This is a genomic window from Pseudomonas sp. OST1909 (assembly GCF_015277575.1).
Lineage (GTDB): Bacteria > Pseudomonadota > Gammaproteobacteria > Pseudomonadales > Pseudomonadaceae > Aquipseudomonas > Aquipseudomonas synxantha_A.
In genome coordinates, this window is sequence record NZ_CP063780.1 from 2,705,368 (window position 1) to 2,727,893 (window position 22,526).

10 protein-coding genes are annotated in these 22,526 nt (G+C 63.7%); 5 read left to right on the plus strand and 5 right to left on the minus strand.

What is annotated here, in order from left to right:
- On the minus strand, positions 1 to 6,411 hold the full coding sequence (locus tag IH404_RS11940; RefSeq protein WP_194440487.1) for a non-ribosomal peptide synthetase: 6,411 nt from the start codon (positions 6,409 to 6,411) through the stop codon (positions 1 to 3).
- 300 nt (positions 6,412 to 6,711) lie between these two features.
- On the opposite strand from IH404_RS11940, the gene IH404_RS11945 reads away from it, so the two are divergent.
- The 3 genes from IH404_RS11945 to IH404_RS11955 are packed head-to-tail and all read left to right on the plus strand — an operon-like array spanning position 6,712 to position 12,836.
- Positions 6,712 to 7,596 (plus strand): ABC transporter ATP-binding protein, encoded by an 885-nt coding sequence (locus IH404_RS11945; protein ID WP_194440488.1) that lies wholly within the window; start codon positions 6,712 to 6,714, stop codon positions 7,594 to 7,596.
- Entirely contained in the window at positions 7,593 to 10,655 is a 3,063-nt protein-coding gene (locus tag IH404_RS11950; protein ID WP_194440489.1) for a hypothetical protein, read from the plus strand. Before IH404_RS11945 ends, IH404_RS11950 begins: the two co-directional genes overlap by 4 nt.
- 33 nt (positions 10,656 to 10,688) lie before the next feature.
- The gene (locus IH404_RS11955; RefSeq protein ID WP_194440490.1) at positions 10,689 to 12,836 is read left to right on the plus strand and encodes a TonB-dependent receptor; all 2,148 of its coding nucleotides are present in this window, start codon (positions 10,689 to 10,691) and stop codon (positions 12,834 to 12,836) included.
- Positions 12,837 to 13,375: 539 nt separating this feature from the next.
- Here the strand turns inward: IH404_RS11955 and IH404_RS11960 are convergent.
- Positions 13,376 to 15,433 carry a TonB-dependent receptor gene (locus IH404_RS11960; protein ID WP_232289420.1) on the minus strand — a complete coding sequence of 686 codons (2,058 nt, stop codon included), beginning with the start codon at positions 15,431 to 15,433 and terminating at the stop codon, positions 13,376 to 13,378.
- A 229-nt stretch (positions 15,434 to 15,662) separates the two neighbouring features.
- On the opposite strand from IH404_RS11960, the gene IH404_RS11965 reads away from it, so the two are divergent.
- Positions 15,663 to 16,646, plus strand: coding sequence for an AraC family transcriptional regulator (locus IH404_RS11965; RefSeq protein ID WP_157264151.1), 984 nt, complete (start codon positions 15,663 to 15,665; stop codon positions 16,644 to 16,646).
- Here IH404_RS11965 and IH404_RS11970 read toward each other — a convergent pair whose 3' ends face one another.
- The 3 genes from IH404_RS11970 to IH404_RS11980 form a co-directional block, all read right to left on the minus strand.
- A complete protein-coding gene (locus IH404_RS11970; protein ID WP_005787463.1) occupies positions 16,647 to 17,891 on the minus strand; it encodes a carbohydrate porin in 1,245 nt (414 codons plus the stop codon). It abuts the gene before it with no gap.
- A gap of 53 nt (positions 17,892 to 17,944) precedes the next feature.
- Positions 17,945 to 20,353 (minus strand): glucose/quinate/shikimate family membrane-bound PQQ-dependent dehydrogenase, encoded by a 2,409-nt coding sequence (locus tag IH404_RS11975; RefSeq protein ID WP_005787465.1) that lies wholly within the window; start codon positions 20,351 to 20,353, stop codon positions 17,945 to 17,947.
- A gap of 114 nt (positions 20,354 to 20,467) precedes the next feature.
- On the minus strand, positions 20,468 to 21,343 hold the full coding sequence (locus IH404_RS11980; RefSeq protein ID WP_005787467.1) for a bestrophin family ion channel: 876 nt from the start codon (positions 21,341 to 21,343) through the stop codon (positions 20,468 to 20,470).
- Positions 21,344 to 21,674: 331 nt separating this feature from the next.
- Between IH404_RS11980 and IH404_RS11985 the strand changes: the two genes are divergently transcribed.
- Entirely contained in the window at positions 21,675 to 22,526 is an 852-nt protein-coding gene (locus tag IH404_RS11985; RefSeq protein WP_228309729.1) for a hypothetical protein, read from the plus strand.

The following is a 22,526-nucleotide window of genomic DNA, read 5'->3' on the forward strand; positions in this document are numbered from 1 at the left end:
TCAGATGACGCCCTCTTCAACGGTGTGCGGGGTGGGTTGGCGCTCGACGGCGTGGGCCACTTCCATCAGGCTGGCGGCGCTGAACAACTGGCCCATGGGCAGTTCCAGGCCAGCATGGCTGCGCAGCATTTCGAGAAACCGCGTGGCCAGCAGGCTGTCGCCGCCCAGGCGAAAAAAGTTGTCATGGCGCGACACGCTGGGCACGTTGAGCAACTGCTGCCACAGCTCGGCGACCAGTTGTTCTGCGGCGCTCAGCGGGGCTTCATCCACGGCGCAGTGGGACCGGGCAGCTGCCGCCAATGGCGCAAGCAAGGCACGGCGATCCACCTTGCCATTGCTGCTCAGGGGCAAGTGTTCCAGCACCAGGATCTGTTCCGGGCGCATATAGGCGGGCAGGCATTGCACCAGGTGCTGGGCCAGCACCTCGGCGCAGGTGCTGGCGGTGACAGCAGCCAGCAGGCGCTGATCCTCGACCAGCACCACGGCACGGTTCACGCAGGGATGACGGGCTAGCGCGGCTTCGATTTCCCCCAGCTCGATACGATGGCCGTGAATCTTCACCTGGGTGTCGGCACGCCCGAGAAACTCCAGCAACCCACCCGGGTGGTAGCGGCCCAGGTCGCCGGTGCGGTACCAACCCTCGACAAAGCGCTCGGCATTCAATTGCGGTGCATGGCGATAGCCGCGTGCGACGCCGCTGCCGCCAATCCACAACTCGCCCGTGACCCAGTCCGGGCAGTCGCGGCCAAGGGCGTCGACCACGCGGTAAGCCTGGTTCGCCAGCGGCACGCCGTAGGGGATCGAGCGCCAGCCGGGCAACAGTTGCCGTACCTCGTAATGGTTGGACCAGATCGCCGCTTCGGTGGCGCCACCCAGGGCGATAAAGCGGCAATCCGGGGCTTGTTGGCGCAGGCGTTGTGGCAGGTCGAGGCCGATCCAGTCGCCTGATAGCAGGGCCACCTTCAGCGCCAGGGGTTGGCGCTCAAGGGCGTTGGCCTCCAGCAGCATGTCGAGCAGCGCCGGCACGCTGTTCCACAGGCTCACGCGGTGGTGTCGCAGGGCCTTGAGCCAGGCGCGGGCATCGCGGCGCTGGTCTTCGTCGATCAACACCAGGGCGGCGCCCACCGAGAGCAGGCCGAACACGTCATACACCGACAGGTCGAAGTCCATCGCCGACAGCGCCAGGCCCCGGTCCGACGCGTCGATGCCGTAGCAGCGGTTGATCTCGGCCACGGTGTTCATGGCGGCGCGGTGGGTGATTTCCACGCCCTTGGGCTGGCCGGTGGAGCCGGAGGTGTAAATCACGTAGGCCAGTTGGTTGGTGCACACGGCCAGCGGTGCCAATAGCGGTTCGGCGCTTTGTGCCTGGGACGGCTTGAGATGCTTGACGCCTGGCAGCTGCGGGTCGTGCTCGGCGAGGATCAGGCTGACGCCGGCCTGTTGCAGGATGCGCTGGCAACGCTGCAACGGTTGGTCGACACCCACTGGCAGGTAGGCGGCGCCGGCGGCCAGCACGCCCAATACACTCGCAATCTGTTGCGGGCCCTTGGCCAGGGAGACCGCCACCAGGTCACCGGCTGCCACCCCTGCGTCCATCAGGCTACGGGCGATGCGCAACGCCCGTTCGGCCAGTTCGCCGTAGCTCAGGCTGCCATGCTCACCCCACAACAGCGCAGGGCGGTGCGGGGCCTGGTGGGCGTGTTGGAAAAATCCCTGGTGCAAGGTCGGATCACCCGGCACGCCGGGGCCGGGAGCATTCAGGCGGGCGCGCAGTTGCGCCTGGGCCAGGGGCAGCAAGTCTGGCGGCGCGTCGTCCCAGGCGTGTTCGGCCAGCCAGTGGAGGCTTCGCAGGTAGGCGTCGAACATGGCTTCGACCAGCCCCTCGGGGAACAGGCCGACCACGCGGTCCCAGTTCAGGGCGATGCCGCCGTCGGCTTCCACCACCTGATGATCGAGCCATACCTGTGGGGTTTGGGTCAGGCCGAATACCTGCCGGGCGAACGGCCCGTCTACCGGTGCGGCGGTGCCATCCGGCACCCCCAGGGCACTGGTGAAGACCACCGGCATGTTGACCTGCTGTTCGCCGCGTTGCCGCGCCAGTTGACGCAGCAAGCTCACCGAACCGATGCAGCGGTGTTCCAGCGCATCGCCGAGCTGCTGCTGGGTGCGCCGTGCGCGGTCGATCCAGCGTTCGCCGACCTTGGGCGCATAGCCGAGCAGGGTCAGGGAGGTGAAATCGCCCATCACCTGATCGATCTGCGGATGCACCGGCCGGCGGTCAAACAGGGTCAGGTTGAGACTCAGGTCGGGGCGCGCACTCCAGCGCCCGAGGGTTTCGGCAAACGCGCAGAGCAGTACCGCCGAAGCGGTCAGGCCGTGGTGCTGGGCCTTGGCCAGGATCGCTTGCCAGGCATCGGCCTTGACCTGCCCTTGCAGGCGCTCGAAGCGCGGTTGGCCCAGGTTGGCGGGGTCGGTTGCCAGGGGCAGTTGCGGGTGCGGCGGCAACGTGGGCAGGCGTTCCTGCCAGAACTGTTGCGCGGCGTGCAATTCGTCAGGTTCCACACGGGATTGCACTTGATAGTCGCGAAATGAAAGCTGCAGCGGTGCCTGGGCCAGCGTCGGCTCGCGGTACAGCGCGTCGAGTTCGGCATAGAAACGCAGGATGCTCAGGGCATCAAGAATCAGGTTGTCCAGGCTGATCGCCAGCCGCGTGTGCCGGCCCTGGGTCACGGCCTGCACATCGAACAGCGGCCATTGGGCGGGATCGAACACGCGGTGGGCACAGTGTTCGCGCAGGTCTTCAAGGCAGGCGTAGCGCTGGCCGATCACGAAGGTGGGCACCTGGGGGAGGATACGTGCCTGGCCTGTGTGGTCGAACACCGTGCGCAGCGTTTCGTGGCGTTCGATCAGGCGTGCCAATGCGTGTTGCAGGCGTGGCAGGTCGAGGTCTTCGACGTCGTATTCGCGGTAGAAGTGGCAGCTCACGCCGCCCAATACCAGGCTGGGGTCGCGGCCCAGCCAGTAGGCTTGCTGCACCTCGGTCATGGGGAAGGGCGCGTGACGTTGGTCGAGGTCCGGTACCACGGTGCGTTGTGTTTCGGCCAGGGCCTGTTGATGCAGGCCTGTGCAGAACTGCGCCAGCACCGGCTTGGCAAACACCTGGGCGATCCGTGCGCCCCCCAGCCCTTGTTCGGCCAGCAGGCGCACCAGGCGCGTGGCGCTCAGGGAGTCGCCACCGAGGGCAAAGAAGTTGTGCTCACGGCAGACCTCGCCACAGCCGAGCAATTGCTGCCAGGCGCGGGCCACCTGTTGTTCGATGGCTCCGCAGGGTGGCGACAGCTGGGCAGGGACGGCGCTGCTGTGGTCGGCCAGCCAGCCGTTGAGTGCGTTGCGATCCACCTTGCCATTGCTTGTCAGGGGCCACTGCGCGCAGCCGAGGATCAGGCTGGGAATCATATAGGCCGGCAGGCGCTCGGCCAGGTCCGGCAGCTCCAGCACTGTGGGCTGCACCGGGCCATTTGCAAGGCGCACCACCGCTGCCAGGTGCTGGCCGACCAGCAGCGCCACCGCCTGTTCGACGCCGGGGCACGCCAGCAGCGCCTGTTCTACTTCACCGGCTTCGATGCGGTAGCCATGCAATTTGAGTTGGAAGTCAGTGCGCCCCAGAAACTCGACCGTGCCGTCGGGGTGGTAGCGCGCACTGTCGCCGGTGCGGTACCAACGCAGGCCCTGGTACTGCACAAATCGTTCGGCGCTGCGTACCGGGTCGCCACGGTAACCCTCGGCCACCCCGGCGCCACCGATCCACAGTTCACCGGCCACCCAATCCGGGCAGTCATGGCCATGCCGGTCGACGATGCGCAGGCTGACGTTATCCAGCGGCTTGCCGTAGGGCAGGCAATGCCAGTGCAGTGCCTGGCCGGGGGCGGCTTCGAACAGCGTCGAGTGAATCGCCGCTTCCGTTGCGCCGCCCAGGGCCATGAAGCGGCAACCGGGCGCCTGGGCCCACAGACGTGGCGCCAACTGCGGCGCGACCTTGTCACCACCGAGCAATACAGCGCGCAGGGGCAGCGGGGCGTCGGCGCAACCCAGCAACATGTCGAGCAGCGCCGGCACGCAATTGAGCACAGTGGCGCGGTGCTGCACGGCCAGTTCACGCCAGCGTGGGGCGTCGCGTTGCGCTTGGGGTTCGATCAGGATCACCGCCGCGCCGTTGGCCAGCGCGGCAAACAGGTCAAACACCGACAGGTCGAATTCCAGCGCGGAGAGCGCCAGGATTCGGTCTTCGCCATTGAGCTGCAAACGCCGTTGCAGGTCTTCCAGGGTGTTGGCTGCGGCCAGGTGGCTGACCTCCACGCCCTTGGGCTCACCGGTGGAACCGGAGGTGTAAAGAACATAGGCCAGGTCGCTGATCGCACCGGGGCGCGGCGCCTGCAACGCGGTGTCGGCGTGCGGCAAGCGGGTGAGCAGCAAGCGTGCGCCGGACGACTGGCAGATCTTGCGGCAACGCGCCTCGGGCTGGTCGGCGCCGATGGGCAGGTAGGTGGCGCTGCACGCCAGGATGCCCAGCACGGCGATCACCTGCTCGGGGCCTTTGGGCAGTTGCAACGCCACGATGTCACCGCGCTGCACGCCCTGGCCTTCGAGGTAGGCGGCGACGGCGAGGGCTCGCTCGGCCAGCTCGCCGTAGCTGATGATGTGGTTGCCGTGCAGCAGTGCGGGCCGGGCGGGCGTCAACTGCGCCTGGGTGAAAAAACCTTCGTGCAGGCGTGTCACCGGTAATGCTGTGCGCTGGCCTTGGGTGGCGCAGCGTACGTCAAGCTGGCTGGCGGGAAGCAGCGCCGGCACCGTCTGATCCCAGGCCGCAGCATCATGGCACAGGCGCTGCAACAGGCCGGTATAGGCATCGAACAGGCCATCGAGCACACCCTCGGCGAACAACCCTTCGCGGGCGTCGAGGTTGACCAGAATGCCGCCGTCCAGCTCGGTGACCTGGGCGTCCAGCCACACCTGCGGGCCCTGGGAAATGATCCAGGCCGGCTGGCCGAAACTCTCCTGCACGCCCTCGGCGAACAGTTCCCCCAGGCCCAGCGCGCTGGTGTACACCACCGGCGCCAGCACTTGCTCGCCGCGATGGCGGGACAGTTCACGCAACACCTCCAGGCCGGAAAACGCACTGTGTGCGGCATCGCCATGAAAGCGTCGTTGCAGCGCTGTGGCTCGGGCGGCGAAGGTGCCGGTCATGCGGCCGTCCCAGGCCAGCAGGATCGAGGAAGTGAAGTCGCCGACCAGGCGCTCGACATCGGTATGCAAAGGCACACGGTTGAACAGCGGCAGGTTGAGCAGCAGCTCAGGCGTCTCGCACCAGGCGCCAAGGGCTTCGCAAAACACCGCGGCCAGTGCCATGGCCGGGGTCAGGGCGTGCTCGCGGGCGTGGCGTTCGAACGCCTGGCGTTGGGACGCCGACAACCAGTGGTGACGGCGGCGCACTTGGCGCTCATCGCCCTGGCTCTTGATGGGCAAGCGTGGGGCGCCGGGCAAGGCGTCCAGGCGCTGCAACCAGTAGTCGCGGGCGTGTCGATGGCGCTCGCGGTGCTCGGGGCTGGCGTGCTCCAGGCGCAGGTCGGCCAGGTAACGGGGGAAGCTGTAATCCAGCGCGGGCAGCGGCTGTAGGCGGTACAACTGCACCAGGTCGCCGAGCAGGGTACGCAGGCTCAAGGCGTCGGCGGCGAGCATGTCGAGGTTCAGGTGCAGGCGCGTGCCCTGGGGCAACAGTGATAACTGGATGTCCAGCACCTGGCCGTGTTCCACGGCCAACTGGCGATGGGAAAGTTCGGCGCGCAAGGCGTGCAGATGGTGTTGCCGCTGTTCGGCATCGGCCTGGCGCAGGTCATGCACTTTAAGCCCCGGCCATGGACTGCGGGGCAGGATCTGCTGGCGGCCATCGTCGAGGAATTGCGCCCGCAACATGGGGTGGCGGGCCAACAAGGCGTGCACGGCGGCTTCCAGGCGGGCCGGGTCAACGTCGTGACCGTCGAATTCGTTATAGAAGTGTGCAGCCACACCGCCCAGTGCCTGGCCAGGGGCACGGCCGATCCAGTAAGCATGTTGCATGGGGGCCAGTTCGAAGGGCTGGCCATCGTCGGCGCTGTGACTGACGGGCGCGGCAGGAGCCGGCGCGGTGTCGAGCAGGGCCAGCCAGGCGCACAGGCGCGGGTCGGCCACCAGCTCGGCGAAACGTGCGGCCAGACCCTGGCGCCGCCATTGGCCGGCCAGGCGGATCAGGGTGACCGAATCCAGGCCCCATTCGATCAGGTTGGCCTCCAGAGGGATCTGCTCGGCAGGCTGTCCCAGGGCTTCGGACAGGGAACGGCGCAGCAGGGTTAGGGTTGAGGTGCTGGGAGTGGCCATGGCTCAACGTCTTCTCATCGCTAGGGCCCGGACCGGCGTTGGCCCAGGCGCTGAGGGGCAGGTAATTGCGTGGAAGGAGATGCTAGTCATTCTCATTGTCTCGACTACCCGGATCGAATCGTTTTTGCCCCGTATCCGTTTCCCTCGCGCGGTTTCGGGCGTGTGAGGGGTGGGGCATAACGCCGATCAGCGTGCGGGATACGGTTGGAAAATGACTTGAATCGGGTAGAGCCGCGCCGCCGCCCTTGACTACCGTCGCTCGCCGCCCTTTTGCAGGGCTTGTCCTTGAGGGAGTTGTGGATGTCAGTCGATTCGGGTTTGCAGGTGCGCGGTTTGTGCAAGCGCTACAACAATGGCGTTGAGGCGCTGCGCGGTGTTGACCTGAATGTGGGGCCGGGCATGTACGGTTTGCTCGGCCCCAATGGCGCGGGCAAAAGCAGCCTGATGCGCACCCTGGCGACCTTGCAGCAGCCGGACGCCGGCAGCATCCACCTGGATGGTGTGGATGTGTTGGCCGATGCCGGGCATTTGCGTCGTCGCCTGGGTTACTTGCCACAGCAGCTGGGGGCGTATCCGGGAGTGAGTGCACGGGATTTGCTTGATCGGTTTGCCTGGCTCAAGGGGCGTACCGACACTCGCCAGCGCCGCGAGGAAGTCGAGGGCTTGCTGGCCAAGGTCAACCTGCAGGAAGCCGCGCACCGGGCGTTGGCCACGTATTCGGGCGGCATGTTGCGTCGCTTCGGCATTGCCATGGCCTTGATCGGCTCGCCGCGCTTGCTGATCGTCGATGAGCCGACCGCCGGTCTCGACCCGGCCGAGCGCAACCGTTTTCACCGGGTGTTGGCGGATGTGGCGGCCGAGTCCATCGTGTTGCTTTCGACCCATATCGTTGAAGACGTCGAGAACCTGTGCAGCCGCCTGGCGGTGCTGGCCGCTGGGCAGATTATTGTCGAAGGGCGCCCGGCGGATTTGCTCGATGCTGAGCAGGGCCGTTTATGGGAGGCGTCGTTCGGCCGTGGTGAGCCGCTGCCCGACGCCTTGCATGTGGCGGCGAGCCCCGACGGCAGCCGCGTGATCGTGCACGGCGAACGTCCGGCTGACCCGCGCTTCAGGCCCCTCGCGCCGCGCCTGGAAGACATCTATTACCTGGCGCTGGCCCAGGCTGGCGAGGCAGTCGCGGCATGAATACCTTTGCTCTCTTGATGCGCGAGGCCTGGGTGCAAGTGCGCGCCGGACTGCGCAGCGGCATTCCACTCCTGGTGTTCCTGGGCCTCACCGGCTATTTGCTGATGTCCCTGACCAACGCCGACTATGTGCAGAAAATGGGCGCCAGCGACATCGCACGCAATGCGCCGAGCCTGATCTACCTGATGTCGTGCGGTTGCATGTTTTTCCTGTTTTTCGCCTGGGCCTGGGTGTTCGCCCAACCGGCACTGCGCGACCGCAAGGCGCAATTGGAAGAGGTGCTGCTGGCCTTGCCGCTGTCGCTGCCGGCGCTGCTGTGGGGGCGCTTTATCGGCGCGGCGCTGGTGGGTGGCTTGCTCGCCGGTTCGCTGATCGTGGGCTTTCTGGTCAGCCCGGTACTGGGCTGGCTCGGCTGGGTGCCGGCCGCGAGTATCGGTGCACCGATGTGGTCGGCGCTGGGGTTTGCCTGGGTTGCGTTGCTGTTGCCGGTCAGCACCGGGATTGGGGCCTTGTATTACCTGCTGGCCTTGCGCAGCCGTGGCCTGGCGGCACCGTTTGGGTTGGCGACGGTGTTGATGCTGCTGTGGATGTTTGCCGTGGTGGTGCTCAAGGGTGGACATATCAACCCGCTGTTGGCTGCCAGCCTGGACCCGTCGTTGTTCACCTTTGCCCAGGCCCAGGTCGAGACCTGGAGCGCCGCGCAGAAATCCCAATCGCTGTTGGCCTTGACCCCGGGGTTCTGGCTTAACCGGCTGTTGTGGTGCGTTGTGCCGCTGCTGTTATTGGCCGCGGTATTGGCCCGCACCACGCGCCAGGGCTTGATGGGCAAACGCAGCGGGGCAGTGCTGGCGGAGCCGCCGATGTTACTGACAGGCGCAGTGAGCTTGCCTGGCCCGCTGACCCATAGCCAATGGTCGAGCGCCCTGTGGCGCGAGGCACGTTGGCAGGTACGCCAGCTGTTTGCCCGGCGCCTCTGGTGGGTGGCGCTCGGCTTGCTGTTGGTGATGGGCGTGCTCAGTGGCTTTGTCCACGGCGTGTGGCATGCGCGGGGGCCGATGGTGCCCCGGGCGGACCTGACCCTGCCGTTGTTGTCGAGTGCGTTGTTCCTGGTGATCGCCTTTATCGTAGCGGCGCTGGTTGGGCTGGTGTGCCGGCGCGATGACGTCGAAGGGTTTGGCGCTATGTTGCAGGCAACGGCGGCCCCGGCGTGGTTGCGATTGCTGGGGCGGGTGGCTTGTGTGCTGCTGGCGACCCTGACGCTTGCGCTGGTGCCGGGCCTGGCCAGCTTGCTGATCAGTGCGATTGCCGCGCCCGACAGCCTGGCGCCGGGCTTTGTGCTGGTGTATCAGGCGTTGGTGTTCGCGCCGCCGCTGGTGGAGCTGGCGATGCTCACGGTGCTGGTGCATGCGCTGATCCGCCGATCCGGGCTGGCGTATGCCACCTCGATGCTGCTGACGTTCTTCCTGGTACTCAACCATGAGTTGGGCCTGGTCACCTATCCGGCCTATGCCATGGCGATCCCTGCGCATGTGAGTGTGTCGCTGCTGACCGGCTGGGCGCCGTGGCTGGCGTTTCTGACGACCCTGGCCGGCTGGAAACTGGCCGGTTGCCTGGTCATGCTCGCGATCGCGGCACTGGCTTTGCCCCGTGGGCCGGAGCGTCGTCGATTGAGCGACGTGCGCCGCGGTTTGCTCGGCTTGCCCGGTGTGTTGCTGGCTCTGGGTGCTGTCGGCTTGCTTGGCAGCGGCGTGTTGTTGCAGCGGCATTTGGTGGAGCAGGGTGATTACCAGTCTGTCGCCGAGCAGCGCGCCGAACGCGCCGACTGGGAACGGCGCTGGCTGCCCGGGGCGAGTGCCTGGCAGGTGGCGGGCGGGCAGTTGCAGGTGCAGGTCGATTCGGCCGCCCGGCAGGTGGTGGGGCAGTGGACGTTGGATGGGGTGCTCACTACCGGCCTCGATGCCGAGTTGCCACCGGGGATGCAGGTGACAGCGGTCAGCGTGATGGGGCGCCCGGTTGTGTTTGAACACGCCACCGAGCACCTGCGGGTGCCGTTGGAGGGGTGCGCAGCAAGCGGTTGTCAGGTGGTGTTGAACTGGACGGTGAGTGCTGACGGCTGGCCTGCCGAAGGTGAAGCATTCTGGCTTGGGCCTCAGGGTGTGTGGCTGCAAGCGCACCGTGTGGTGCCACGCCTGGGGCTGGACAGTGAGCGGTTGTTGCGTGCACCGGCCCAGCGCAGCGAAGCCGGGTTGCCGACAGCGGTGCCCCGGTTGCCGACGGGTGCGGCGGTGGCGGTGGATGCCGTCGCACCGGCCGGGCACTGGCAATGGCAGCTTGAGGTCGATGGCCAGGCCTTTAGCGGCAGCAGTGAGGGGCCGCTGGACTTTGCCTATGCCACGTCGGCTCAGAAGGATATCAGCCGCGAGCACACCGCCCGTGAAGTGCAGGAGGACCTGGACGCGATGAGCGCCTGTGTGGCGCGGCGCCTGGGCAGCCGCCCCAGCGTCGAACAACTGAGTCAGTGGCCTGTCGGCATGGGTGCCAGCCGTCTGAGTCACGGTCATTTACTGCTTGGCCAGTCACCCAATTGGGACGTGGCGCCGACAGGCGTCGGGCGCTGGACGCGCCGTGCCCATATCGCCGAACTGCTTGCCCGCCAATCGCTGGTCGAGGCGAGCAACCTGCGCCAAACCCCCGGCTACCTGTGGCTCAGCCAGGGTGTGGCAGGTGCGCTGGGCCTGCTGTGTGTGGAGGACATCGACGGTGCTGATGCCCGTGCAGCGCTGGTCAAGCTGATGGCCGACGACCTGACCCGTGCCCTGGGCAACGACGGTGAGCCCGTCGGCACCCTGGCCGATGCCCGCGAACAGGGGTGGGCCGCCAGTTATGCCGCACTGGTCAGCCTTGACTGGGTCGCCGGGCAAACTCCGGAACAGCTCACGGCGCTGACCGCCGATGTCCGTAACGGCCAGGGATGGCCAACCGCGATCCAGGGCCTGCTGGGCGCGCCCTCCGATCCTGCGATTGCCGCCGCGCTCAAGCGCTGGGGGCCTGTGCAATGAAGTTGAATCATCCCTGTCTTTTGGAGCTTTGCCATGTCATCTGAACTGTCTATCCAGCCGCTGCGTCGTCCTTTAGGTTGGCGCGCCAACGTATTGACCCAAGCCATGGCGCTGACCTTGTCCAGCCAGATGTGCACGGCCTATGCCGCTGACTATCAACCCGCCGTCAGCAGCGAGACCATCGAGCTGGCGCCGGTGACGGTCAGTGCGCGGTTGAACCAGGAAAGTGCCAAGGACATTCCATTCGGTCTCTCGGTGCTTGATGGGAAAACGCTTGAGACCCGGCGGTTACGCACCCTGGAAGATGCCTTGCGTACCACGCCGGGGGTGGATGTGAACTCCTGGGGCGGCGCCAACGATGCCAACGTGCGCATCCGCGGGGTCGGCTCGCTGAACCAGATGAGCATGGATGACGGCTCGGTGGTGCTGAACGTGGACGGCGTGCCGATGTCAGTGCGCAACGCGGCAATGGCCACCCTCGACGTACAGCAAGTGGAAGTGCTCAAGGGGCCGCAAGGCACGCTGTTCGGACGTAACAGCGAGGCCGGCGCGATTAACGTCACCACCCGCAAACCCACCCGTGAGTTGGAAGGCTATGTGCGCGGCGAGGTGGGCAACCAGGGCCAGTTCATGACCGAGGGCGCAGTGGGCGGGCCGCTGACCGAGTCCCTGGCCGGGCGACTTGCCGTGCGGCGCAGCGGCTTTGATAACTGGGTCGATGACCAGCAGGATGGCGACCCCCTGACCAAGCCCCGCGACCTGGCATTGCGCGGCAGCCTGTTGTGGGACAACGATGAAGGGACCACCGGCCTGCTGACCGTCGAACGCCAGCGCGCCGATCATTATGCCGGCTCGGAGATCCTGCGCCCGTTCGGCAATCGCCCGAGTCTCGATTACACCCCGGGTACGTTCAATGGCAACAAAAAGACCAACGAGCGTTATTCCTTCGAGCTCAACCATGACCTGGCCCAGGCCCGGATCACCTCGATCAGCGCCTACACCAGCACCGACTTCAATGCGGTCAAGGGTTATGACCGCAACATCACCCAGGCGCTGTATGGTCAACCGTTTGAATACCTGATCGAAGACTCGGCCCACGAGCGGGTCTGGAGCCAGGACCTGCGCCTGGGTTCGCTGGCGGATGCCGAGGTGTTCTGGGTGACCGGGGTGAACCTGTCGCGCTCCGAGCGCAGCTTTGACTCCAACAACTTCACCAACGGCGCGAAGCAGTTGCGCGACTTCACCACCAACAGTTATGCCGCCTACGGCGAAGTCACCTTCCCGATTGCCGAAGACTGGAAACTCACCACTGGCCTGCGCCACACCTGGGACCGCAAGACCTACGGCGCCGACTACAGCGGTGGCGGCAAGCTGGTCAGCGACAGCCGACGCTTGCAGGACGACTACAACACCGGGCGCGTGGCCCTGAGCTACGCGTGGACGCCGCAGACCAACCTGTATGCGGTGCTGTCGCGGGGTTACAAGTCGGCAGGATTCAACGACTACGCCACCTCGATCAAGGACAGCGAACCCTACAAGGCGGCCAAGGTGAACTCCGCCGAGGTCGGCTTCAAGCATGAAAGCGAAGGCGGCGCGCTGAGTCTGGAAGGCGCGTTGTTCATTACGCGTGTGCAGGATGATCACTTGCTGGGTTATGACTTCACGTCCCTGGCAGTCAGCGCAGTGAATGCTGATACCCGCAGCAAAGGCGCCGAGTTGTCGAGCACCTGGCATGTCACCGATGCACTGACCCTGGGCAGTGCCATCAGCTACACCAATGCGGTGGTCACCTCGGACGCACCGGGTGTGTCCGGTGGTGATGTGGCCAAGGGCAGCCGCGTGCCGGATGTACCGCTGTGGAGTGGCAACTTCAGCGTGGCCTGGAATAAACCCTTGGGCGAACTGCTGGGCTTGCCGGCGCCGCGCTTGAATACCTTGCTCAATTACCGCATCCAGAAAAACCGCCCGGCGGATCCGCAGAACCACTACGACCTCAAGGGGTATGCCAAGCTGGACTTGCACCTTGGAGTAGAGAGTGGGGGGTCGGAAGTATATCTGTGGGGTGATAACTTGCTGGATGCGCGGTATGACCTGTATGGCTCGTATTCCACTGATACGGTGCTGACCGGGATGCCGGGGCGCGGGCGTTCGGCGGGGGTGGGGTATAGCTATCAGTTCTGAGGCAGCCACTGGGTGCAATGTGGGAGGGGCTTGCTCCCGCTGGCGACCTGACAGTTGACCAGGATGTTGGATCAGACCGAGTACATATCCATTATTTAGGTAACGGCCACTATTGGTTCCGCTTTTACAGCGGGTCACTTTGAAAAGCGCAAAGTAACCAAACGCTCTTGCCCCACCACTCGGCACCTCGCTTAGGCTCGGTGTGCCCGTAATCCGACATGCATTTAGGGGGCCGCCGCCACGCGCCATCCATGGCGCGGGGCGGCTAAACCGGCATCCCTGCCGGTTTACCCCCCAAATCCCTGTCGAATTCCGGCCAGCGTGGTTTAACGGGGTGCCTGAGATCAAGATCAAAAGCAGATCAAGAGCGAGAGCGGCTCGCTGCGCATCGTGGTTACCGTCGGCTGCTACACAGCTGTGTAGATACCCATGCCCCGATGGGGGAGTGTCAGTCAGGACATCTGTGACTGATCCACCGCCATCGGGAGCAAGCCCCCTCCCACATTTGAACTCAGGACAGCCGGCCGAATCGCGTCGGTTCAGAATTGATAGGTATAGCCCACGCCCACCGTCCGCCGCCGCGACGGCCCACCATAGGCCACCGGGTCACTGTAGAAACCATAGGTGTCATACGTCTGGTTCAACAGGTTGTCGGCAAACGCATACACCTCGCCAAACTTGCTCTCCAGCCCCGCCCTCAGGTCAAGCTTTTCATAGTTATCCAGATTGAAGTGATTCTGCGGATCGGCAGCGCGTTCGCCCACCAGGTGGTAGTTGAGGCTGGTGTTGAGGGTGGTTTCGCCGAGGCTGGCGAGGCTGCCCAAAGGATGTTTCCAGCTGGCGTTAAAGTTGCCGCTCCAACGTGGTACATCGGGGGTACGGTTGCCGGCGGCGACGTCGCCAGCCTGGATGCCTTGCACACCGCTGGTGATCTTGGCATCGAGGTAGGTCGCGCTGGCTGCCAAGGTCAGGCCGTAGTCGAAGCGCCAGCTACCTTCCAGCTCGGCGCCGCGGGTGCGGGTGTCGGCGTTGAAGGCGTTGGTGGCGAAGGTCGCCGCGTCGTAGCCAAGCAAGTGATCATCGTGCACGCGGGTGTAGAACAGCGCGCCGTTGAGGCTGCCGCGACGGTCGTCGGTCTCGCTCTTGAAGCCCAGTTCGACGGCCTTGCTGACGGCGGCCTTGTAGGGTTCGCTGTCGCTGACCTGGGAGGCATAATCATTGAACCCGCCGGATTTATACCCTCTCGCCAATTGCACGTAGACGTTGGTCTGTGGGGTGATCGCATAACTCAGGGCGACGCGGCCGGTGCCGTAGTGGTCGGTGAGTGTGCGCGAGTCGTCCACGGTGCTCGAGCCTGAGAAGTATTGGCCGTCGTAGGTCTTGCGGTCCCAGGAATGGCGGTAGCCGGTGGTGAGTTTCAGGCGCTCGGTGAGCGGGACAGTCACTTCGCCGTAGCCTGCGTAGGTGGTGGTAGTGAAGTCGCGGAACTTGGCGCCGGAGGTGCCGTAGGTGTTGCGTGGGGTGTCGTAGCTGCGTTCATTGCGGCTGGCGGCGACGCCGGCGACCCAGAACACGTCGGAATCGGGCAATGAGCCCAAGTGTATATCCTGGCTCCAGCTGCGCTCGAAGGATTTATCGACCACCCAGAACTCACCGGGCGTGCCATAGAGGGCACCCATCAGCTTGCTGTCGTAGGCGATCAAGCCGGTGAAGTCGGCCGTGCCAGTGGCGGTGGTGGAGGTCAGCCGGCTGTTGGCGAAGTCGTGGTCGACCTTGATCGTGTAGCGCTCGGTGGTCTTGTCGTTGTCGTCGAACAGGCCGGGCGTCAGATCCAGGCTCGGGTGGCTGCCGTAGGGGCGCAGTACCAGGGAATTGGTGGCGCGTTCGGTCTGCTGGCGTTCGGCGCTGAACAGCACGTGGGTGTCATCGTTGAGGTCCCACAACAGGCTGGCGCGATAGGCTTCGTTGCGCGGTTTGGTAATGGGGTTATGGGTCTGGTCGTTGTCGATCCAGCTGTCGTAGCCGGCACGTCGCACCGCCAGGCGGCCGCTGAGGCTGTCACTGAGCGGTCCGCCAATGGCGCCTTCGGTGAGGAACTGGCCTTTCTGGCCGACTTCACCACGCACATAACCTTCGAGTTCCCGGCTGGGTTGGCGGGTGGTGATATTCACGGCACCGGCCTGGCCGATTGCGCCGGACAGTGTGCCCTGCGGCCCCTTGAGCACTTCGATGCGGTCGACGTCGAGGGTGCCGAACCCCAGGCTGCGCGACGACACAGGTACGCCGTCGATATTGAATGCGACCGAACTGTCGTCCATGGACATCTGGTAAAGCGAACCGACACCGCGGATCAACACGTTGAAGTCGTTGGGCCCGCCGGAAGAATTGACGCTGACCCCTGAGGTATTGCGCAGGGCGCTTTCCAGGGTATCGAGGCGTTGGGTACGCAGTTGTTCGCCATCGACCACACTGACGCTGATCGGCACTTCCTTGGAATCTTCCTGGGCCATGCGCGCCGTTACCGTGGAGGCGGGCAGTTGCAGGGGTTCGCTGAGGGTGGCGGCGAAGGCAGGAGGGGTCAGTGTCAAAGCAATCACTATTGTTATACTATTACATTTGTAGCAAGATTGACGGGTAGCCGCCGTGTTGCATCGTGCAGACATGATGGGACCTTGACTGAGAGTTCTGATCGGCGTGCGTTGCTCAGGGGCAGCAGCAATCTGGCTTGGCACGTGCGGTACGCCAAATGCTAATAATTATCAATTGCAGAGTTCTACCCCGATGTGGTCTGATTCGAGCCGTATCCGGTCAGCCAGGAGATTTACGATGTCAGCCGTTCAGGGAGGCGCAGGAGAACCGATGCCGGTCTCGCGAATCATTACGGGAGGGTTTGGTAGCGATCTGGGGCCGGGAGCGCATTGCCGGGTCACGCGTATGACCCTGCAGGAGGGCCTGGACATCCTGCGTTGGCAGAGCACCTTTGAGCAGCCGGTAGAGTTGCCCTTGCAAGACGACAGCGAATGCATTCACTTCAGCTTCACCAACCTGCTAAAGGGCAAGGCCGCGTGCAGCTTTCGCGATGGGCGCCGACAACGTCGCTATGTGATTGATGAGGGCGCGGGCAGCATCAGCTTTGGCCGTTGCCGCCATGGCCTATATCACCAGCACGGCGAGATCGACAACATCACCGTCATGATCCGCCCCGAGTTGCTGGCCCAGTGGGAATTAAAGCTCGACCCGCTGCTGAACAAGGCATTGGCCTGCGAACATTGCTTCCTCGACGGCCATCGCAGCGGTGAAATGAGTGCTACCGCGCACATGCTCGGCCTGGCCATGGACCACGGCGCCAGCCTGCCATCGGCCCCGCCGCGCAGCAGCCTGTGGCTGTACGGGCAAAGTGTCACACTGGTCAGTCTGTTCCTCGAAGCGCGCCAGGATGGCGAATGCACCTGCCGCGTCAGCCACACCGACCGCCAGCGTCTGGTGCGGGCCCGCGATCGTTTGCTGGAAGACCTGGGCAAGGCGCCAAGCCTGTCGGAGTTGGCCCGTGAATCCGGCTTGAGCCAGCCCAAGCTCACCCGCGGGTTTCGCCAACTGTTCTCCAACAGCGTCTATGGCGTGTTCCAGCAGACGCGCATGATCCAGGCGCGCAGCCGCTTGATGAGCGGCAATGAATCGGTGATGCGCATCGCCTCGGACCTCGGTTATGCCAACGCCAGCCATTTCGCCACGGCGTTCCGCAAGCAGTTCGGGATCAATCCGTCGATGTTGAAAAATGGCGGGCGCGGCAGAGCCCTGGATGCCGGCTGACTAGAAGGTCGCCTTCACCTGCATTCCCAGCACCAGCGCGTTGTCGATGTTCTGTGCGGAAAACGCCCCCGGCTCGATGATGTATTGCACGTCCGGGCGCAAGGTCAGCCACGGTGTGGCCTGGTAGCCGTAGCTGAGTTCGATCAGCTGTTCAGCGTTGTCCAGGTTGGCGTAGGCCGCATCCGCATTATCCCGGCTGCGCGGGTTGGGCACTGCACGGCCATAACCGAGGGCGACGGTATCCCGTGGGCGACTGTCGAACGGTTTGTACAGCACCAGCCCCGCGCCATACCACTTGGTGAACGGCGAGGCTGCTTCGCTGGCGGCAGAGTATTGGCCGAAGGCGTGCAAGCTGCGGCCTTGGGAGGATCGGGAGGCCCACACCGCCTGGTCGATCAACAGGTAGTGACCGCCGCGGCCGCTGACGTCCTTGTTGCTGCCAATGCGTTTTACATCGGAACTGTCGTAGTAATAACCGAGTTTGTATTCACCCGGCAGGCTGCCCGCGTGCTTGTAGATCAGCTCGATGGGCACCACGGTGCCGGTGGTGTGCTTGGGCCCCAGGTGCCAGGCGCGGCTGGAGTTGCCATTGCTGGAAGGGTCGACGTTGAACGCCGCCACCCGCAGTTGCCAGTTTGGCGAAAAGTCATATTTCACCCGCGCGCCCAGGTGCGCATTCGGGTAGTTGGCCCATCCACTGCCGCCCGACATGTTCAGCGGATGCCCGCAGAAACCGGCGTTCATGAAGTTGCACAGAATGCCGCTGTCCAGGCCGCCGAGGTCATTGCCCATGGCCATGTAGCCGAGCTTGACGTTGAGTGCGGGGGTGAACAGCGTGCGCTCGTAGCTCAACTCGGTGAGGCGCGTGTAGAGGCCGCCGTAGTTTTCCTGGATCGGCAGGCGGTTGCCCACCAGGTCTTCGGAAGCGCTGTTGCCGCGCCGGTCGTTGATGGTCAGCTGGATGCGGTCGCCGTTGTTGAAACCGTAAAGCTTGCCCAGGTCGAACTGCACGCCGAGCTTGAGGTTTTGCGAATAGCGCGCCGAGCGATGCTGGCCGCCGTGGGCGTTGTAAGCGGTTTCGCCACTGTAGTCGCCGGTAAAGCGGATGCCTTGTGCGTCGAGTTCACGGCGCAGGCCGCCCCAGTCGCCGGTCAGGGTGGTGTCGTCGGCTTGAACGGGCAGGGCAGCAGTCAACGCCAGGCCGAGCACCAGGCGCCCAAGGGAGGTATGAGAAGTAGGGTTCATGCGGGGTTCCAAACGCAAAGCGCGGTGCGGGAGCACCGCGCGAACAGAGGGGGTTACGGCAGGGCGTAGGCGATCACGTAGTCGCCACGGTCGGTGGACTGGCGCGCGCCGCCGGCGGTGACGACGATGTACTGCTTGCCGGTTTTTGGCGACACGTAGGTCATCGGGCCACCCTGGCTGCCGACCGGCAAACGGGCTTTCCAGATTTCGTCACCGTTGCCACTGTTGAAGGCGCGCAGGTAGAAGTCCTGGGTGCCGGCGATAAAGATCAGGCCGCCTTGGGTGGACAACGTGCCGCCCAGTGTCGGCAGGCCGACTTTGATTGGCAGGTGCATGCGGATGCCCAGGGGGCCGGTGTCTTCAACCGTACCCACCGGCACTTGCCACGCAACTTTTTGCGTCTTCATGTCGATGGCGGTCAAGGTGCCGAATGGCGGTGCCTGGCAGGGAATGCCGGCCACCGACAGGAAGCGGTTCTTGTTGACCGCGTAAGGCGTGCCCTTGAGCGGCACGGCGCCCATACCGGTGTTCAGTGCTTCACCACCGGAAGAAGCCTGGGCCTTGTTTTGCGACGGCACCATCTGGATCCACAGCCCCAGGCGCATGTCGTTGACGAAGATAAAGCCGTGTACCGGATCGGTGGAGATGCTGCCCCAGTTCATGCCGCCGAGCGAACCCGGAAAGCTCAGGGATTTATCGGTGCCCGGTGCGGTGTACAGGCCGTCGTAACGCATACCTTTGAAGTCGATACGGCACAGCAACTGGTCGTACGGCGTAGCACCCCACATGTCCGATTCGGTCAGGGTCTGCGCGCCAATCTGCGGCATACCCACCGATTTTGGCTGGGTCGGGGAGTACGGTTCGTTGGGAATGTTCGCGGCCTTGACCGGCACTTCCTGCACGTCGGTCAGCGGCTTGCCGGTGGCGCGGTCGAGCACGTAGATCTGCCCGGCCTTGGTGCCGATCACCACGGCCGGTACTGCCTTGTTGCTGCCCGGCGCAGTGAAGTCGATGAGGCTCGGCTGCATCGGCAGGTCGAAGTCCCAGAGGTCATTGTGGACGGTCTGGTAGACCCACTTTTCAGCACCGGTGGACGCGTCGAGCGCCAGCACGGAGGCGCCATATTTGTGGTTCAGCTGGGTGCGTTCCACGCCGTAAATGTCGGTGGAGGAGCTGCCCATCGGCAGGAAAACGGTGTTCATCAGCGGGTCGTAGGACATCGGTGCCCAGCTGTTCGGCGTGCTGCGCACATAGGTGCTGCCCGCGGCCGGCGCTTGCTTGTCTTCAGGGTTGCCTGGGTCGAACGCCCAACGCATCTGGCCGCTGATCACATCAAAGCCACGGATCACGCCGCCTGGCATATCGGTCTGCACGTTGTCGGCGACACGGCCACCGACAACGACGGTGGTGCCGGCGATCAAGGGCGCCGAGGACAGTTGGTAGTAGCTGTCCGGCACATTACCCAGGCCGGCTTTCAAGTCCACTTGGCCATGGGTGCCGAAGTCTTCGCAGAACTTGCCGGTGTCGGCGTCCACGGCGATCAGGCGCGCATCAATAGTGTTGGTCAGCAGGCGACGCTGGCACTGCGCACCGGCAGGCACGCTGGCGGCAATGATCGGCGAGCTGTTGGGCTGGGTCGGCTGGGCAATCGGCGCAGTGGCGTCGAAGTAGGCCATGCCACGGCAACGCTGCCACACCGCTGACTGGGCGTTGACCTCGTTCTTCCACAGCTCTTTGCCGGTGTCGGCGTCCAGGGCGATCAGGTTGTTGTGCGGGGTGCAGATGAAGACTTTGTTGCCGATCTGCAAGGGCGTCAGCTGGTCTTCGGCGCCGTTGCCGTCGCTGATGGCCACGTCACCGGTGTGGTAGGTCCAGGCGACTTTGAGTTTGTCGATGTTGTCGCGATTGATCTGGTCCAGCGCGGCGAAGCGGCTGCCGCCCTCGGTGTTGCCGTAGTGCGCCCAGTCTTTCTGTGCATCGGCTTCGGCTACCGGGGTGATGCCAGGGCCAGCACCGGTCGGCGCTACGCTTGGGTGAGCGACGAACATATTGCCTGCCGCCACCGCCACGCCGACTGCCAACAAAGCCGCGACCGCATAAGCGCCACGCGCCGGTTTGCCGGCCAGCAATGGATACACCAGCGCCACCACCACGCCGATCACCGCGAACATGAACAGCCGCGAGAACAGCGGCCAGTACACTAGGCCCACGTCGGCCACCGCCCATACGGCCGTACCGACGAGGAACGCGGCAAACCACCACGCCCCGGCAGGCTTGCGCCGAGCGATCAACAGGCCGGAGACAGCCATGGCCACGCCACCTGCCAGGAAGTACCAGGAACCTCCCAGGCTGACCAGTTTGGCGCCGCCCACGGCAAGCGCAAGGCCGAGCAGGGCGATGACAACGCCCAGGCCCAGGAGTAGAAATCTAGAGACGCCAGCGGCGCGCGATGCTCGTTTCATGTCGAATAGACTCGAGTGAGAGAGGGCAAAGACGCGATTTTAGCAAGATAAGTAACCGGTTAGTACATTGTGCCTCGTAATAGTCTTTTACAACTACGGCGATGATGCCTTGGCTCAGGCCAACGCATCGCGCTGCATCGATTGCAGGTTCTTCTCAATGGTTTCGCAAATCGCCTCCATCTGGATCTGATGTTCGCTGGAGTGAAACGGGCTTTGCAGGTCGGTGCCGATACGCTCGATGGCCAGCAGCATAAAGCCCACTACCGTGGAAGCCAGCGGGGTAAACCAGCCGAGGGATTCCACCAGGCCCACCGGTACGATCAGGCAGAACAGCGAGATAAACAGCCGCGGGAAATACACGTAGGGGTAGGGCAGTGGCGTATTGGCGATGCGCTCCATGCCGCCTTGGGCATTGGACAGGTCGACCAGGGTCGACTCCAGCCGCGCCAGGCGAATACTGTCCAGGTGGCCGGCCTTGTATTCCTTGGCCAGCAACGCCGCTGACCCGGTCAGGATGTCATTGGCAAAATTGTTGGTCGCGCCATTGCGGGCGAATTCCTCGGCCGGGATAAACGCTCGCACTTCATCCGGGCAGGGTTCGCCCTTGAGGTGGGCGGCCAGACAATTCACATACGCCACATGGCGGCGCAGCAGTGTGGATTTGATCGGGTTCACTTCGCCGTCGGGGTCATCCAGCAGAGTCAGCACCTGGCGCGCAAAGCTGCGCGAATTATTGACCATCGCCCCCCATAACGTGCGCGCTTCCCACCAGCGGTTATAGGCGCTGCTGTTGCGAAAACTGATCAACACCACCAGCGCCGAACCCAGCAATGTCAGTGGCATCAGCGGCAGGTTGATCTTGGTGGTGAGAAACAACATGAAGTCCACGGTTACTGCCACATCCCACAGCAATAGCCAGAACAGGGCCCAGCCCACATAGCCCATGGTCTTGATGATCAGGCGGTATTTCTTCAGGACGGCAGCTTTCAAACGAGAACCTCGCGGCGGGCAATTGGCAACAATGCTCTGTTACGACGCCACGCAAGGGAGAAAGGTTCGCCGGTTGCTGAATCGATTCGTCGACCAGTCACTAGCTTCGGAGGATGTAACGAGAAGTTACGCGCAGGTGTGCGCACAGGGTCCACTTCAATCTGGAACAACTTTGGTACTGATGACGTCTTGTCCGGCAATCGCTGTACATTGCGTTCGAGGCAAAAAGCCATTAACCGTAGGGTTTACCACGTGATTTGTTTTGGGGCCGGGCTGCAGGGATTTCGTAGCTGAGATCAGTGGAATCAAGTTGGATGATCAGGGCTCTTTCATGCATGTCAGTTCGTTGAAGTCGGCTATGTGTAATACCGCGCAAGCGCTCGAACGTCATAAGGATTTTGAATCGTGCCTGAGAGCGCATTACCACGTGCTGCTCGTGCCCTATTCCCGAAGACCGTTTTTCTACAAGAGTGCACTTAAATACAGCCGTTTGATGGTGTCGTTTGCCTTATTGAGTGAATACTTCGCCACACCCTTACCGTTATTGTCGGAAGTTAAGACCCTGTGTGTGACGCGCAGGTATTGTTCAAAAAACAGCCTGGAATCAATGTTCCTGTTATTGCGGGCGCTGGGCTTCATGGACGTCGCGCCGCACCCCGAAGACAGTCGCTTCAGGGTCTACGCGCCGTCGGATGAGGCCTGTCGCGAAGCGCGTTTGATGTTGACCTCGCTCACCGAGTCATTGGCGCGGCTTTACCCTGAGCGGGCGATTTTCCGGCAAATGCGCGAGTTGGATGACCGTGGCTTCCTGTCCCTTTATTTCAAGGGCTTTGCCATTATCCTCGACGCCGATCTCACGGTGGATGTACTGCTTCCCGAGTGTTACTGGTTGGTGAAAAGAGACGCCGGGCATCTGTTGATGCTGGCGATTTATAACGATGCCTTCGCGCCGGAAAATGATCGGGCCACGTTCCGATCATCGTCTTACCTGGCCTTGGCCAAGCAACTTTCCGTGTCCAAGACCCACATTATTCGAATGGTCCAGGAGGGCGTCGAGAAGGGGTATTTCAAAGCTCACTCCAAGACCCGGCTGGAAGTGCTGCCGCCTTTTGTCAGCCTGGTAAAACGCTTTATGGCCTTTTCTTTTGCGCTGGGCCTGCATGCTATTGAGATGGGAGCGTAA